At 52.5% G+C, this 15,965-nt stretch carries 10 protein-coding genes; 5 read left to right on the top strand and 5 right to left on the bottom strand.

The genetic code is table 11. The features are described from left to right. Nucleotides 1–134: 134 nt before the first annotated feature. Entirely contained in the window at nt 135–587 is a 453-nt protein-coding gene (locus ACCI51_RS07175; protein ID WP_299580255.1) for a methylglyoxal synthase, read from the bottom strand. A 268-nt stretch (nt 588–855) separates the two neighbouring features. Here ACCI51_RS07175 and ACCI51_RS07180 point away from each other — a divergent pair, with 268 nt between their 5' ends. Next, nucleotides 856–1,260 (top strand): hypothetical protein, encoded by a 405-nt coding sequence (locus tag ACCI51_RS07180; protein WP_371843112.1) that lies wholly within the window; start codon nt 856–858, stop codon nt 1,258–1,260. A 1,357-nt stretch (nt 1,261–2,617) separates the two neighbouring features. Continuing rightward, nucleotides 2,618–3,487 carry a hypothetical protein gene (locus ACCI51_RS07185; protein WP_371843113.1) on the top strand — a complete coding sequence of 290 codons (870 nt, stop codon included), beginning with the start codon at nt 2,618–2,620 and terminating at the stop codon, nt 3,485–3,487. 31 nt (nt 3,488–3,518) lie between these two features. Here the strand turns inward: ACCI51_RS07185 and ACCI51_RS07190 are convergent, their stop codons facing one another. The 4 genes from ACCI51_RS07190 to ACCI51_RS07205 form a co-directional block, all read right to left on the bottom strand. Next, a complete protein-coding gene (locus tag ACCI51_RS07190; RefSeq protein ID WP_371843114.1) occupies nt 3,519–4,547 on the bottom strand; it encodes a phosphoribulokinase in 1,029 nt (342 codons plus the stop codon). A gap of 24 nt (nt 4,548–4,571) precedes the next feature. Continuing rightward, complete coding sequence (locus tag ACCI51_RS07195; protein WP_371843115.1) at nt 4,572–7,724, bottom strand: efflux RND transporter permease subunit; 3,153 nt, start codon at nt 7,722–7,724, stop codon at nt 4,572–4,574. Between the two features lie 2 nt (nt 7,725–7,726). Further along, nucleotides 7,727–8,923 carry an efflux RND transporter periplasmic adaptor subunit gene (locus tag ACCI51_RS07200; protein ID WP_371843116.1) on the bottom strand — a complete coding sequence of 399 codons (1,197 nt, stop codon included), beginning with the start codon at nt 8,921–8,923 and terminating at the stop codon, nt 7,727–7,729. Between the two features lie 282 nt (nt 8,924–9,205). Next, a complete protein-coding gene (locus ACCI51_RS07205; protein WP_371843117.1) occupies nt 9,206–9,916 on the bottom strand; it encodes a cyclic nucleotide-binding domain-containing protein in 711 nt (236 codons plus the stop codon). 342 nt (nt 9,917–10,258) lie between these two features. Here ACCI51_RS07205 and ACCI51_RS07210 point away from each other — a divergent pair, with 342 nt between their 5' ends. The 3 genes from ACCI51_RS07210 (at nt 10,259) to ACCI51_RS07220 (ending at nt 15,927) form a co-directional block, all read left to right on the top strand. Then, entirely contained in the window at nt 10,259–11,497 is a 1,239-nt protein-coding gene (locus ACCI51_RS07210; RefSeq protein ID WP_371843118.1) for a TonB family protein, read from the top strand. Nucleotides 11,498–11,729: 232 nt separating this feature from the next. Beyond that, nucleotides 11,730–13,799 (top strand): M13 family metallopeptidase, encoded by a 2,070-nt coding sequence (locus ACCI51_RS07215; protein WP_371843119.1) that lies wholly within the window; start codon nt 11,730–11,732, stop codon nt 13,797–13,799. 241 nt (nt 13,800–14,040) lie between these two features. Then, on the top strand, nt 14,041–15,927 hold the full coding sequence (locus ACCI51_RS07220; protein WP_371843120.1) for an MFS transporter: 1,887 nt from the start codon (nt 14,041–14,043) through the stop codon (nt 15,925–15,927). Nucleotides 15,928–15,965 lie beyond the last annotated feature (38 nt).

Raw genomic sequence — 15,965 nt, forward strand, 5'->3', positions numbered from 1 at the left:
CTGGTGGGCAAGATTGCCGCGAATCGACAGGCATTGCAAGCACAACCTATAATCAGGGGGAATAGCCCTTTAAAATCAACAAGTTACAAAGTTATCCTCAGGCAACCAGATCATTTTTTAACCGAAATGTCCGACTAGCGCTGCTCCAAGTAATTCTGATAATCCGGCACTTCCCGGTCAAATGTCCGCTCCATTAGGGACGACTGAATCATCATATCGGCACTGCTCGAATTACAGGCAACAGGGATATTCCAAACCGCCGCAATACGCAGCAACGCTTTCACATCCGGGTCATGGGGCATGGGTTCAAAGGGGTCCCAAAAGAAGACCAACAGGTCCACCCGTCCCTCAGCAATACGCGCTCCCAATTGCTGGTCTCCCCCTAAAGGACCGCTCAGTAATTTCTCTACCTTTAAGCCAGTAGTCTCTTCTATCTTGCCGCCCGTCGTGCCTGTGGCCAGCAAGCTGTGTTTTTCCAGCAACGAACGGTGCCTAAGGCACCACTGGATCATGGCTTTCTTGCGATTATCGTGGGCTACCAGAGCGACACGTTTACTCGCGGGCAGCGCCTTAAAAATATATTCCATGCAAACCTCAGTACGACGTTACGCCCTTGATCTTACGCCTTTATAGTATCCCAACCTCATAAAACTTGTTCTTGATGCCCCCAGCAAGTCCGCGCGAATAGCACCAAGAAACCTCAGAATAAATCGGAAATTCGTCTGCAGCCCTCAATAACTGCTTTCGAAGTCCTCTCTATTAGGGATTTATACTGAGAGACCTAAATTGCTGCCCACAGAAATGTATTCGCCCCGGTATAATGTAAAAAATCTCGTACCTAAATAAGGAGTGAATATGAGTGTAGGGGCCTGGGAGCCACAGGTGGGTGGCCAGCAAGAAGAAAACCATCGGGAGTTCGACCGGGATCAACTGCAGAGGCTTATTAGTGCCGCTCTATCTGATAACGCCCTGAGCGGCGCACTGGAAGAGGAAGACTTAAACTCTTCTCAGCTTATCCGCCTGCCAGCACAACAGTGGCTAGAGGAAAGCCAGCATTGGAACAACGAGCAGCTGTGGCAATTAATACGCTTCTTTACCATTGCGGAAATGGAATTGCCCGGTTGGGACGCCGGAGCTGAGTCTGCAGTCATTCCCTTGGCCAAAGTACTTCGCAAACGCAAAGCCCCTCTGCAACGCGAACAACTCCTCTGGCTGCGCCAACATTCCAATAATCGCTATCTACCTTACGGGCCACTATAGCCGGCCGAAACAACAAGACTCGGTGATGGAGTCCTAAAACACTCTATCACCAAAGTCTTCATGTATTGCCATCAGATCCTGTAAACGGTACACCGTATTCCCCAAACCTCGATAACTCCGCAGCCTCAATTACCGGTTTCAGCCTGCTCCTCCCCTATCGATAGTGAATCGCCAGCCAACGTTAATCCTTTCCCATAGACCTCCTCGGGAATCATTCGCTGCAATCGTCAAGTTACATATTGGATACCGATCCATGACTATCACATGCTGCAAACCATAAAGGACCAACCGTTCTAAAATAGAAATTTGTCACTAGATAGCAAAAGGCACTTATTCAGAACGGCTAGGCTTAAATCAAGTTGCGCAAACCAAAGCTATTCTCCCCCTAAATACTCAGCGAATACCCACTAACTTTTTCCAATCCACTTAAAAGCTTAAACGGCCTCTAAATAATTCCGTGGTGCCTCTGGCTTTCAGAGATACCCAAATCTGTAAAGGCTGTCACAAAATGTGTTTCGCTGGCCTCTAGGCAACATAAAGTCATCCAAAATCGGCTGCAACCGGAAAATAGCCCTATAGATAAAATGGCTATGTCTGCAATCAAGCCTCTTACGCTCCCAGTTGAGGGATCGACGAATACAATGGGAAGCTTTATCGAACACCGAGAGGCTACAACACCCGCATAGAAAATGCGGGGGAGCTGGAGTTATTGGAGGCTCTTTAACTACAAAGCGAATCGAGCAAGCCTGTTTTTGCCCAGCCTCCGCCTAAAAAAACAGAAATACGGCATTACAACTTGAAAGCCTAGTTAACGACACCCTCATTCGTGGGGCCACAGACAACCGTCGATTACTGTCCGTTAAGTTTTGTTAACCCGATTTCCCCCATCTAAGCAAGGGACACCGGTCAATATTCCGCTAAAGTCACAGCCACAAATACACACCACTCGTTAATCGCTCACGTAAAAAAGCACCCGTCAATAATCCATAGAAAATCACTCAACTATTCACTTGTATTTTCACATACCGGTTAACTCTCTCCGAGATAAAAAACACACTTTTACTGTTCGACACTCGCGACTCCATCTTGGAAAGCTCTCCATTTGGGCCTTTAAATTGGAAATATATAAAAAAAAACCATTTTTTTTACATTAAATAGCAAAAATCCCCATAAAACACTTGCATTTAGGTATGCAAATAAGCTGCAATTAGCGCCGCTCACTTGGGGGGACTCACTATCAATTGTTTTCTGCCGAAAACAGGCGTCTTCGGCGGTGCATTTCACCGTGAAGATGGCTGAGAATAATTGATAGGAATGCCCCCATTTAACAAAACAATACTTTTTCAGGGATATTTAAATGGCTACAAAAAAAGCACCTGCAGTCGCCACTAGCGATGTTGCACAAATGGAAGCGGAGCTGCGCTCCCTTACCGCCAAACTGGAAACTGCCCGTCTCAAGCAAGAGAAGGACACAGCCGCTAAAGCAGAAAAGTTGGCAAATAGTGCCAAGAAAGCTGCAGCGAAAGCGAAAGCAACTCAAGATAAAGTTGCTACCGTACGCGCTAAGAAGAAAACCCCCGCACAGCAAAGCCAGCTGAAAAAAGCTCGCGAAGCTGCCGCAGAGGCCAAAACAGCCGCTGCTGAGGCCAAGACTGCCGCTGCAGAAGCTAAAGATGAGCTGGCAACCCTTAAAGCGGCCAACAAGCTTGCCGCTAAAGTCGCCAAGATTGTCGCCAAAGAAGAAGCGGCAATTGCCAAGAAGCTAGCCGCCGACGAGAAGAAAAAAGCTGCAGCTGAAGCCAAAAAAGCTGGCGCTACTGCCAAAAAGAAAAAAGCTACTACCGCAAAGAAAAAGCCTGGCCGCCCAGCCAAGGCTGCTAGTGCCGCGAAAAAGCCCGGCCGTCCGCCCAAAGCTGCTACCGCTGCCTCTGAAGAATCCAAAAAGAAGCCTGGCCGCCCCGCTAAAAGCGAAGAAGCCAAGAAAAAGCCTGGTCGTCCCAAGAAAACTGAAAGCGCAGCCGCAGCAACTGAAGCTGCTCCTGTAAAGCGCGGCCGCGGCCGTCCGCCTAAGGCAGAAATCTCGAAAAAGAAGCCCGGTCGCCCGGCTAAAAGCGAAGAAGCAAAGAAAAAGCCTGGGCGCCCCAAAAAAGCTGAGGCCGCAGCCCCAGCAACAACTGATGCTGCTCCTGTAAAGCGCGGTCGCGGTCGTCCGCCCAAGGCTAAGTAACACAGCCTATTAGCTGGAGCCCCTGCTTCAGCTAACTAGACCCCGGCAAGTCCGGGGTCTTAGCCCTCTCACTCTCCACGCCCCCTGCAAGCCAGCTCCCTTGTACCCGGTGGTCCTCCCCCAGGAACAACACACAATCTGCCCATGTGGGCATATCAAGCATCAGATTTCGCGTTATCCGCTCGTAGTGTTCAATAAAGCGATCCAACTCAACATCTTGCATACCCGCCCCAGTCCGCTCACGTAATTTTTTCTCTTGTAGTTTACGCCACGTAAAAATAGCCTCCATACCCGGCGCGCGCAGCATCACCATAGTATCTACCCAGTTAAACAACTCACGATAGGGTCCCTCCAGCTGCCGGTTGATAAACTCTCTCCAAACCCCAGAAGCATCTTCCGATCCCTCCAATGAATTAATAGGCTGTAAAGGGGTTGCCGATGGCCTTGCCCCAAGGCACCAACCTTCAAGCAGGACAATATCTACCCTTCCTTTATGCACTGGCCATAAATCCTTGGGCACCCTTTCATCCTTCGATTTATCAAAACGTGGTAGGGGTATCCGGGATTGCTCATTGGATTTACAAAGCGCAGCTAAAGTCTCCATGCCCAATGGCACATCGTGAGTACCCGGTACTCCGCGAGTGCGCAAAAGCGGGTGAATTTCGTGCGAGAGTTGACGTCGCTGGGACTGAGTCAGGTAGATATCGTCCAGGGAAAAGGTGCAACAGTTGAACCCCAGTTGTACAAGAGCTTGGCCAATAAACTCGGCCAACGTGGATTTACCCGTGCCCTGGCCACCACTAATTCCTACAACCAAAGTGTTGTTCGTTTGATGACTCTCAGCCAGCCATATTGCCAAAGGTAGGTAATAGGCCTCTATATCCCGATAAAATTCTGCCGGCAACCGGTGCTGCTGAATAAAGTCCTCAATCATCGAGCGCAGCCGTCCTTCGGCGAGTCTACGGCTGCGACCGGTAATTTCTCCCGGCCAGTGATTCATCCCCATAATTTCCGTCCAGACAAAGAAACGGGGGCTATAGCCCCCGAAAGTTGTGATCACAAAACCTATTCACCCAAGCAAAATTTACTGCATTTGGGAAGTTGCCATATTCCTCCAGGAAAATTTCTCCCGCAAATGCCCCGGCAAAACTAAAAGCACCGGGGTCACCAATAGTGTGAGCAGCGTGGAAAAGGACAAGCCATATACAATCGCGCTAGCTAGCTTGACCCAGAATGAAGCGATTACACCGTCGACCACAATATTTCGCCCCACCATATCCACACTCACCCCGAGAGCAAGTGGCAACAAACCCAGAATGGTGGTCGCGGTGGTGAGAAATACCGGACGCAACCGTTGGGTGGATGCCTTGAGTGCCGCCTGTGCCGTAGTAAGTTCCGGCTCACTCTTGCGCACAAAGTTGTAGGTATCAATCAATACAATATTGTTGTTAACCACAATGCCCGCGAGCGCAACGATCCCTACCCCGGTCATAATGACACTGAACGTACTTTGGCTGAGCAACAGACCCAGAATCACACCAATCGTCGACATAATTACTGAAGACAGGATCAACAATGATTGATAAAAGCTGTTGAACTGAGTCACCAGCAGGATAAACATCAGAAATAGAGCAAGCAGAAAAGCAACGCCTAAAAACTGAAAGGACTCACTCTGTTCTTCATCGGCGCCACGAAAAAGTAGCTCCACACTCGGATTTACCGGATTTTTCTCGAGCCAAGCCCGTATTTCTTTCACCTTATCATCCGGCAGTATTCCCTCCTGAGCATCGGCTTTAATCTGCATGCGGGTAATACCATCAATCCGTTCAATCTTGTCCACTTTAGGCATAGCCGCCTTGTGTACAAAACTGCTGATGGGTACGGTGCCGCGAGGAGTATTTACCTTGAGTTGATCCAGCGCAGCGATACCTCTAGCACTTTGTGGATAACGAATACGGATATCCACCTCCTCATCGGTATCATCGGGACGATATTCCGCTACACGCACACCATTGGTGACCAGCTGCACCGCACGCCCGACTTCGGTAAGGTCTGCCCCATAAAGTGCCGCCTTGGCGCGATCCACCCGCACTTCCCATTGAATACCCGGTAGTGGAGCGGTATTGACAATATCCCGCAAACCATTGAAATCATCTTCCATGGCCCGGTGCAAACGCCAAGTTTCCGCCAATAGTTGCTCGTAATCCTGTCCGCGCAATTCCAACACAATATCCTTACCCACCGGCGGCCCACCCTCCATAACATTGGCTGTCACCTTGATGCCGGCAAAATCGGCTGTGCGCGAGCGAATATCCGCAAAGACTTCACGGCTGCGTCGCTCGCGCTCTTCAGCGGGTAATAATTCCACCAACATATTGGCAATCTGATCTGGCGCGCGATCAGAGTTCCCGGAAATACCACCGGAACCAATGGTCGTGTGGGCAATTCTTACTTCGGGAATACTGAGAACGGCTTTTTCCACCTGAGCCACAAGGACCTTCTTTTCCGCCATGGACAAATTGCCCTGGGCCCGTATCTCCACATTGCCGTATTGCTCTTCGGTTTCTGTAAAAAATTCAACCCCGGCCCCATAGCGACCAAACGCAATAAAAATGGCAACCAGTAGGAAAATGGTGGTGGCAAACGCCATGGCTGGACGCCGGAGAACAAATGCCAGTAGGCGGGCATAGTAGCCAGTAATTCCCGGCAATTTCGTGGGCTGCCCCTCCTCTAACTGTTTTAGGTAACTGCGTGTTGAGGAGGTCAGGTTACTCTTACCGAAAAGAGAGCCCAACACCGGGGCAAAAAAGAGCGCGTATAAAAGCGATCCCGCCAATACCGCAAATACGGTAACCGGCAGATAACGCATAAACTCTCCAACGACCCCCGGCCAGAGCATGATCGGCAGAAAAGCGGCGAGCGTGGTCGCCGTAGAGGCCACCACCGGCCAAAACATCCGGCTGACAGAAGCGATGTACGCGTTGCGGGCGGACATGCCCTCCGCCATCTTGCGATCGGCAAATTCGGTGATCACGATGGAGCCATCGATCAACATGCCGAGTGCCAGCAACATGCCGAACATCACCATAAAATTGAAAGAGTAACCAAGATACCAGGTGACTATAGAGCCAAATAACAGTGAGAACGGCACCCCCAGCCCCACCAAGATACCGGAGCGGAAACCCAGTGCCGCCACCACAATAATCATGACCAGCAGCATCGCGGTGAGAATATTGCCCTGCATCTCACTGACCATATCCCGCGCAAAATTGGATTGGTCGAAGACAAATTCCACATCCACACCGCGAGGCAGCGCGCCCATCTCTGCCAGCACTACCGCTCTAACCCGGTCGGCCACATTGACAGAGCTGGCGTCGTTGCGCTTTTCAACATTAATCGCCAGGCCGGGGCGACCGTTGATACTGGTATAACTCACCGCATCCTTAAAGGTGCGTCGAATATCGGTGACATCGCCCAGGGTCACCACTCCATCTGTGGAATTTTTCAGGGGGATCTCATAGACATCTTGTGCGCTCTCGATCAGGCCCGGAACCTTGACGGAAAAACGCCCCCGATTCGTATCCAACTCACCTGCAGGAATTAACAGGTTATTACCCAGTACTGCATTGATCAGTTCGGCACTGGTGACCTGATAGTGTTCCAGGCGCACGGGATCAATAATTGCTTCAACCACCTCCTCGCGATTGCCGTGTAAATCCGCACTTAGCACATCACTGATATTTTCAATTTTGCGCTTTAGCTGTTGGGCACTGCTGAGTAATACCCGCTCGCTGACTTTTTCTCCCGAAAGAGTAACCACAATCGTGGGAAAAGGTTGGGCCGATGCCTCTTCAACCACTGGCTCCTCCGCATCTCGCGGCAATTGTGCGCGGGCACGCTCCACGGCGTTGCGAATATCATCTACCGCATCATCCACATCAATCGCAGAGTCAAATTCCACCACAATATAAGCCAGGGACTCGCGGGCTACCGCAATCACCTCGACAACGCCCTCCACTGCGCGGATTTCCTGCTCCAGGGGACGGACCAGCAAACGTACTCCATCCTCGGGGGAAATCCCCTCATGGGTCACCTGGACCATAACAAATGGTGGATTTACTTCAGGACTGGACTCAATCGTCATAGCGCCACGAGCAACAAGCCCCACCAAGACAATCAGTAACATCAGGCAAATAGCGCTGCGATTGCGCTCAATCGCACTCTCCAATAATTTCATCGCTATTTGCCCTCTTGTGGGGATTGCTCCTGGGAAGCGGGCATTAATACCGGCTCGGGGGCGACATCGAAAGGCAGGGACGGCTCCTCACCTTTTGGCTCGGGGGAGTACATATCGACACGAACAATATCTCCCTGGCTCACATATTCCTGACCGACGGTAATCAATGTGACCGGGTCCGGAAGACCACTCACCCAAACACCCTCCTCACCATCACCTACCAGAGTGACATTGATAAAATGGACCTGATTATTCTCGTCGAGGGTACGCACACCCAGAGTCCCACGATCATCCAGCGTCAGCAGAGAAGAATTTATGTAGTGTGCCAGCACTTCCCCCGTGGGTAGGGCCAAGCGGCCACTCAACCCCCCGCGCAGTAGAATACCGGGATTGTTCACCGCCACTTCAACCCGGTAGGCCCGGGTAATCTCTTGGGCCTGCTGGCTGATATAGCGCAGTTTGCCCTGCACAGGAATACCCCGCTGTAACTGCGCACTGGCGGGACCTGCGGGAATCAAGTTGCCCACCTGGTTTTCCGAAACCTCGCCAACCACCAGTAACGGGTCCAAGTCCAGCAGGGTCGCGCACTCTTCTCCCCGCCGGATAAAGTCACCCAGCTCCACGGCACGCTGATTTACGACGCCATCGAAAGGTGCGCGGATTTTCAGGTTATCCACCATCACCTTCGCCTGGGTAAAATCCGCCCTCGCCTGAGCCAGAGCCACCCCCTGTTGGGCCATGGCTGTATCCGACTGTAGCCCTTTTTTCTTCAGGCGCTCGGCGCCGGTATAGTCCAGCTTCGCTTTATGCAGTGCCGCTTTGGCGAGGGCCAGTTTTTCCAGGCGGTCCTCTGCCTCAATTTCACAAATCACCGCCCCCTTTTGCACCAAGCTGCCCTCAGGAACTGGAAGCCGGGAAATAACACCGTCCAATTCCGCTCTCAGGCGCACACTGCGATTTGCTTCGGTATGGCCATTGACCAACACCCGCGTTGCATAGGACTGTGCCTCGATGCGCCGGGCCTGAACCCGCATCGCAACCTCCGAAACAGGTCCCTCTTTTTCGTCGCTGACGGCACTGTTGCTCTTTTCCTCCTCTGGCAGCACTACCCCACTGAATAGCCAGACAATGGCCAGCAGGGTGACGAGCAGAGCGATTCGATAATTTCGGTTAGACCAGATAGATACCAGTGCGCGCATAAATAGAAACCTGTGAGGCACAAATAAAGCTGCCGGCAAAAGCGCTGGGCGGCGATTTGAGTAGACCAAATTTTACACAGCCCCGTCTTATTCCTGAATTGAATTCTTATGGAAATAGATCAGCCGACAAACTTAGGAGGCCAGTAACCACTGAGAGGCCGAGTCCATTCAGTATAAGAAGGAGCACCCCTTATGGGGCAACGCTACGAAAATTTGCGAAGATAAAGGGCGGAGGGTAGCCAGACCCAGTCTGAGGCTCTGGCTCAGCGGTGTTTCTGGACATTAAGAGAGCATGGATTCCAGAAAACCTAGCATATCCGACTCATCATCGATCAATTCACCGGAACCAAATTCCGCATTCCAATCGAGAAGAATGCGCGCCAAGGCCCGAGCCTGAGCGGCCAGCGCTGTCAATTCCTGCCGGCAATTCTTCGGCCCCGTGTACAACTTTAACTTGCGATGGCTATCCGCAAGCTGGTGGGCGGGATACTTGGAGCGGTACACCTCCAGCTTCCAGCGCAACGAATGCACCATATTGCGATAAAACGTTAATTTTGCGGGAAGCTGCAACAGGGAGAAGTCCTCCAAGTCACCAAACAGGGTGCAATCGAGCCCCAACACCTGGGTTTCACGGCTATTGTGGGCGGCAAAGACATTGGCACTACGGGGCTCCGCCAACAACATCGAAAGATCACCAAATAATTCTCCCGGCCGGATAACCGCCAGGGTGCGCTCGCCGGAGCTTCCATCCCCTTGACTGGCGGCCTCGACCTGTACCTGCAATTCACCGCGCAACAGGAAAAAAACCCACTGATCGACGTCCCCGGCGCGCAACAGTTGCTCCCCCGGCTCCAGGCTCAGGAGTCGGGAGCGCTTTAGCAGCACATCGTATTGCCATTCACTTGTTGCACGAATGTCACGAAAAAGATGAATGACATTTAGCAGTCTATCCACGGCTTCCCGTGGATAGTCAATAAGGGGTTTAATTTCCATACATACCGCAAAATTAGTGAAAACCATTCCATTTTTCGCTAAGTGCCGCAAATGCCACTCAACGATGCGCGATTCTAAACGATATCGGTCTGCCCCACCCAACAATGGGTATGACAATCGTTTCCCGCCGTAGGCTCTCAATGCCCTGAGTGGGGACATTCTAACCGCTCCAGGCTTGAACTCCATTGCAGTTGCAGTAGAGTTAGGCGAAGTGTTGAGCACAGTGTGCTCGCTCACACTTTAAATGCGCACTCTTTCATCTGACGTGTGTGCACTGGGGAGGGGCCCCTCAATCTTAATTACCGGAGCCTGTGTGTCCGGACATTCAGACACCATAGAACAATGAAATCGATAAAAATTGTCTTCTCACTTTGGGTGTTTTCATTTGCTGTAACTGTATCAGCGGCACCACTCTTAAATGGCCTTGCGCTCGAACAACAGTTCAATAAAGAGCTCTATATCGCCGCTATCTACTCGGAAAACCTCTCGAATGACTCCGCCGGGCTACTCAACAGTGACATTCCGCGCCGCCTAGAAGTGCGAGTATTGGCCAATAGCCTGCCCGCACGCCGTTTCCGTAACCAGTGGATGGAAAGTATTGCGATAAACAACAGCGGCAATACCTTGAGCAGCCAGGCGGAGACTATGGTGACTTTCGCCAACCTGTTTAAAGGCCGCTTGCACCGGGGGGATCAGTTAGCCATCGACTTCGCCGCAGACACCGGGATCACCACGGTTTCTCTCAACGGAATCACCCTGGGAGAAATTGCCGACCCAGCTTTCTTCAACACCCTAATGCGCGCCTGGATTGGCCCCGTACCTCCCTCAACAGATTTTCGCGACGGCCTCCTCGCCGCCGGTGATATCCCCGCTGCTCTGCGCACCAGTTTCGAAGCCCTAGAACCCACCAGTGAGCGCATCGCCGAACTGCAGTTAAAACAAATTGGCCAAGAAGAGGCCCTCGCCGCAGCACAGACGCCCGAGAAAGACGAAGAATTGTCCAAACCGAACCTGGTTGATGTCGATCTCGCCCCGCCCACAATGACCTTGAGCCCGGCGGTTCCCGCTGCTTCTGAAGCCTTGGAAATCGTTGCGGAAAGTACACAGCAGGCTGCCCAGGCGGCCAGCGCCAATTCACTGGCGGAGGGAGAGCCCCTCGAACAACAGGGCAACAGTAACAGCGAGCCGACGCAATTGGCCGCAATCAGTCCCGAGAATGCAGCGGCCGCAGAAATCGATGAGGAGTTCGAAGAGGAAGAAGAGGCGCCTCTAACAGCTGGTATGATTCTCGCCCGCCAAATTTACGCCTCCACTCTACTGCGCCATACCTACAACCATATTCGCTACCCCAAGCGCGCCCAGGAACGCGGCCAGGAAGGCAGTGTACGCCTGAATGTGGTCATCAACTCCCGCGGCGAAGTGCAGGAAATCCTCGCGGTGCAAGAATCCCGTTTCGGCACCCTTAATCGTGAGGCCCAAGCAGCAGTAAAAAGGGCGGCCCCCTACCCGGTCGTGCCCTCGCAATTGGGTGAGGAGACGTTCAGTTTCTCCCTGCCAATTACCTTTAACCTACCGGATTGAGCCGCACTCTTGCCAAAGCCCCACTGTGTGGGGCTTTTTATTACCCTGGCCGATGAACCCGACACACAATACTCGCGTCGACACCCCCACTGACCAAGTGTTTCACAGACTCGCAACCGCCATTGGCCGTAGCTCATCCACGGCTAAACGCAGTGGCCTTGCCTAACCTCACGGTCACCTTTTACCATGTAGGTTTGATTCAATTGAACAAAATTTAGCCAGAAGAGCCGAAATGAAAAAGCTAGTATTACCTATCGCTATTGCAGGCATCCTCGCCGGCACCCAGCTTTCCCTGACCGCACACGCCCACGATCACAGCGGCTCCGGCCATCACAAGGCCGCAACCGAACAGGAACAGCTCACCTCTGGTATCGACCTTAGCGCCATGGATACCAGTGTGCGCCCACAGGATGACTTCTTTGCTTATGTTAACGGCACCTGGCTTGAGAACACCGAAATTCCCGCCGACAAATCCCGCTGGGGTGGTTTCTCAATCCTGAGAGACAAGAGTACGGAGCAGGTTAAAGCACTGATTGTGGAGGCCGGCAAAGGCGCCAGCAGCGCCGATGCCAAGCAGATTGGCGACCTCTATAACAGCTTTATGAATGAAAAGTTGGTTGAGAAAAAAGGTATCACCGCTGTCTCCGCCGAGCTCACCAAAGTCGATGCGATTAAGACCCGCAAAGATCTGACCGATTTCTTCGCCTACGCCGATATCGCCGGTTACAACGTCCCCTTCGGCGGCACTATTTATCAGGACCTCAAACAGGTCGAAAACTACATCACTTTCCTGTGGCAGGCCGGTCTGGGCCTGCCGGATCGCGACTACTACTTCGAGGATACCGAGAAGAGTGAAGGGCTGCGCAAAGCCTATAAAGAGTACTTGGTACAACTGCAGGAGCTGGCCGACCTCGATCAGGCCGAGGAATTCTCCGACAAGGTTTTCAAGCTGGAGAAAAGCCTGGCCGAACACCACCGCACCCGCCTGGATAACCGCGATCCCGACAAGTACTACAACAAGAAATCCGCTGCCGAGCTGAAAAAGCTGATGCCCGCCGTGGACTGGGACAGCTACCTGAAAACAGCCCAACTGGCCAAGGCCGATAGCTTTATTGTGGGCCAGCCGGAGTACCTGGAAGCCGCCAACCAAATCATTGTCGATAACGACATGGCCACTTGGAAGCGCTACCTGAAGATCAAGGTACTCTCTGCCATGGCACCTTACATGCACAGTGAGATCGCCCAGGCGCACTTCGATTTTTACAGCACCAAGCTGCACGGCGTAGAGCAGATGGAGCCCCGCTGGAAGCGCGGTGTACAATTTGTTAATGGCGCCGTAGGTGAGCTTGTAGGCAAGCGCTACGTAGAAAAATATTTTCCACCGGAAGCCAAGGCCCGTATGACCGTATTGGTGGACAATCTCAAAGCCGCCTATCGCAAATCCATCGAATCCCTGGAATGGATGAGTGATGACACCCGCAAACAGGCGCTGCTTAAGCTGGAAAACTTCAACACCAAAATTGGCTACCCGGACAAATGGCGCGACTACTCCGCCCTTGAGGTGGAAGCCGACAATTTAGTGGCTAATGTGCTCGCCGCCAACCTATTTGAAGCGAGCTACGAACGCAACAAGCTGGGCAAACCCATCGACCGCGACGAGTGGGGCATGAGCCCCCAGACCGTGAATGCCTACTACAGCCCGGCGAGGAACGAGATCGTTTTCCCCGCCGCCATTCTGCAGCCGCCCTTCTTTAATATGAAGGCGGATGATGCGGTGAACTACGGCGGTATCGGCGGTGTTATTGGTCATGAAATTGGCCACGGCTTCGATGATAAAGGCAGCAAGTTCGACGGCAGAGGCTATCTGAATAATTGGTGGACCGATTCCGACCGCAGCAACTTTGAAAACCTAACCGGCAGACTGGTTTCCCAATACGACGCCTATGAGCCTCTGGATGGTGAGCACATCAACGGCAAGCTGACCCTGGGTGAGAATATCGGCGACCTGTCCGGCCTGGGCATTGCTTATAAAGCCTACAAAATGTCCCTGAACGGCAAAGAAGCCCCGGTCATCGACGGCTTCAGCGGCGATCAGCGCGTATTTATGGGCTGGGCGCAGGTATGGCGCAGTAAGATCCGCGATGAAGCTCTGAGCGGCCGTATGAAAGTGGATACCCACTCTCCCGCGGAATACCGGGTAAAGGGCGTTCTGCCCAATATCGAAGCCTTCTACGACGCTTTTGATGTAAAAGAGGGCGACGGTATGTATTTGCCTGAAGAGGAGCGGGTGAAAATCTGGTAAGAGGCTATAAAAAATCCGGCTATTTGTTGCCGGGTTAATCGCACCACCCACCACCGGCCGTTTCTGCGGCCGGTGGTGCCCTGTCGGAACTTCCCCGCGCAACCTTGCTGTTCTCTTCTTTATCACTACTTCGACTATTTTTGCCTAGCCGTACCACTTATTTCGTTGTCACTACAAGCTGGACAACACAGTGCGCCAATGGCTTAAGATTGACCGCGTGCTTTTAAAAGAGATAACGCCAATGGCCCATCGCACCCAATTCCAGCTGCTCACCAGCCGCCGCTTTCTGCCGTTTTTTATTACCCAGTTTCTGGGCGCTTTCAACGATAACGTGTATAAAAATGCACTGATCGTCATGATCGCCTTTCGCCTGGTGGAGAGCGAAGCCAACGCGCTGATCAATCTCGCCGCCGGCCTGTTTATCCTGCCCTTTTTCTTATTTTCCGCCTCTGCCGGCCAGCTGGCGGACAAATTCGACAAAAGCCGCTTAATTAGACTCATCAAATTCGGCGAGATCCTTATTGGCGCCCTGGGCGTCGGCGCCCTCTACAGTGGCAGCCATATCTTTTGCCTCGCTGTGCTTTTCCTACTCGGCATACAGTCGGCATTCTTTGGCCCGGTGAAGTACGCCATCCTTCCCCAGGCCCTGAAACGCTCCGAGCTGGTTGGCGGCAACGCCCTGGTGGAAATGGGTACTTTTGTGGGTATCCTGGCCGGCACTATCGTCGGCGGTTTGCTTGCAGGATTCACCGGACAGGGAGAACACGGTCTCTTCTATCTTGGCTTGATTATTATGGGGGCCGCCACTTTTGGTTATCTGTCGAGCCGCTGGATTCCACAGAGTCCTGCGCCAACACCAAACCTGCGAATAAACCCCAACCCCATCACGCAAACCAGCAAGATTCTCAGTACCACCGCCAAAACCCCATCCATTTTTTACGCGATTATTGGCATCTCCTGGTTCTGGTTACTGGGCGCGGCCTACCTGACACAGATTCCCAGTTTCACCAAAAATGTACTGGGAGGAGATGAATCCCTCGTCACTCTGTTGCTGAGCGCCTTTACTATTGGCATTGCCCTGGGCTCCATGCTGTGTGAGCGTCTGTCCGACGGCCATATCGAACTGGGCTTGGTTCCACTGGGCGCCGCCGGGCTCACCCTTGCCGGTATCGCTCTGTCCATCGCCGGAGGCAGCTTTACGGAATTGCAGCATCCCACCCTGACAGCGTTCTTCAGCAGTGACGGCGCCATCGCAATTCTCAGCTGTATCGTCCTGTTAGGTATTTTTGGCGGCCTCTATATTGTGCCCTTATACGCAATGATGCAGGACCGCTCGCCTCGTGAGATTCGCGCACAGATTATCTCGGTCAACAATATCCTCAATGCCCTGTTTATGGTGGTCTCGGCGCTACTCGGTATTCTCTTCCTGAATATTCTGGATGCGACAATCCCGCAGTTTTTCCTAATCATCGCCTTGATGAATGCCGCCGTAGCCATCTTTGTCTTCACCAAAGTACCCGAATTTGCTATGCGCCTTCTTATCTGGATGCTCTCCCACACAATGTATCGGGTGAAACATCAGGGGCTGGAGCGGATTCCTGCAGAGGGCCCGGCATTGATTGTGTGCAACCATGTGAGTTATGTGGATGCCCTGCTTCTGGCCGGTGCCGTACGCCGACCAATTCGCTTTATCATGTACAAGCCGATTTATGAAATCCCGGTGCTGCACTTTATTTTCCGCACTGGGCGCGCTATCCCCATCTGCTCCAAATCGCAAGATCCCGTGGGCTATGAACAGGCATTTAGAGAGATTGAGCAGGGGTTAAAAAATGGTGATCTGCTGTGCATTTTTCCCGAGGGACAGCTCACCAAGGATGGCGAATTACAGCCATTCAAAGCAGGGATTGAAAAGATCCTGGAACGCACTCCGGTACCGGTAATTCCCATGGCCTTACGGGGCCTGTGGGGAAGCTTTTTCAGCCATAAAGGCGGCCACGCTTTTAACACTTGGCCGAAGCGCTTCTGGTCCAGGATCTGCGTGGTGGCCGGCACCCCGGTTGAGGCACCCGAAGCCAAGGCGCAGACCCTACACGATGAGGTTCTGGAGCTTCGCGGGAAGCGGCGATAGTCCTGGGACGGGGTTGGTAATCAGCCCCGTACGTTTTT

It is taken from the genome of Microbulbifer echini, from assembly GCF_041447225.1.
GTDB lineage: Bacteria > Pseudomonadota > Gammaproteobacteria > Pseudomonadales > Cellvibrionaceae > Microbulbifer > Microbulbifer echini.

Bases quoted from the DNA above. Each gene is read 5' to 3' on its own strand.
- ACCI51_RS07220 (WP_371843120.1), top strand. From the start codon at position 14,041: ATGGCCCATCGCACCCAATTCCAGCTGCTCACCAGCCGCCGCTTTCTG.
- ACCI51_RS07185 (WP_371843113.1), top strand. From the start codon at position 2,618: ATGGCTACAAAAAAAGCACCTGCAGTCGCCACTAGCGATGTTGCACAA.
- ACCI51_RS07215 (WP_371843119.1), top strand. From the start codon at position 11,730: ATGAAAAAGCTAGTATTACCTATCGCTATTGCAGGCATCCTCGCCGGC.
- ACCI51_RS07205 (WP_371843117.1), bottom strand. From the start codon at position 9,916: ATGGAAATTAAACCCCTTATTGACTATCCACGGGAAGCCGTGGATAGA.
- ACCI51_RS07200 (WP_371843116.1), bottom strand. From the start codon at position 8,923: ATGCGCGCACTGGTATCTATCTGGTCTAACCGAAATTATCGAATCGCT.
- ACCI51_RS07175 (WP_299580255.1), bottom strand. From the start codon at position 587: ATGGAATATATTTTTAAGGCGCTGCCCGCGAGTAAACGTGTCGCTCTG.
- ACCI51_RS07210 (WP_371843118.1), top strand. From the start codon at position 10,259: ATGAAATCGATAAAAATTGTCTTCTCACTTTGGGTGTTTTCATTTGCT.
- ACCI51_RS07195 (WP_371843115.1), bottom strand. From the start codon at position 7,724: ATGAAATTATTGGAGAGTGCGATTGAGCGCAATCGCAGCGCTATTTGC.
- ACCI51_RS07180 (WP_371843112.1), top strand. From the start codon at position 856: ATGAGTGTAGGGGCCTGGGAGCCACAGGTGGGTGGCCAGCAAGAAGAA.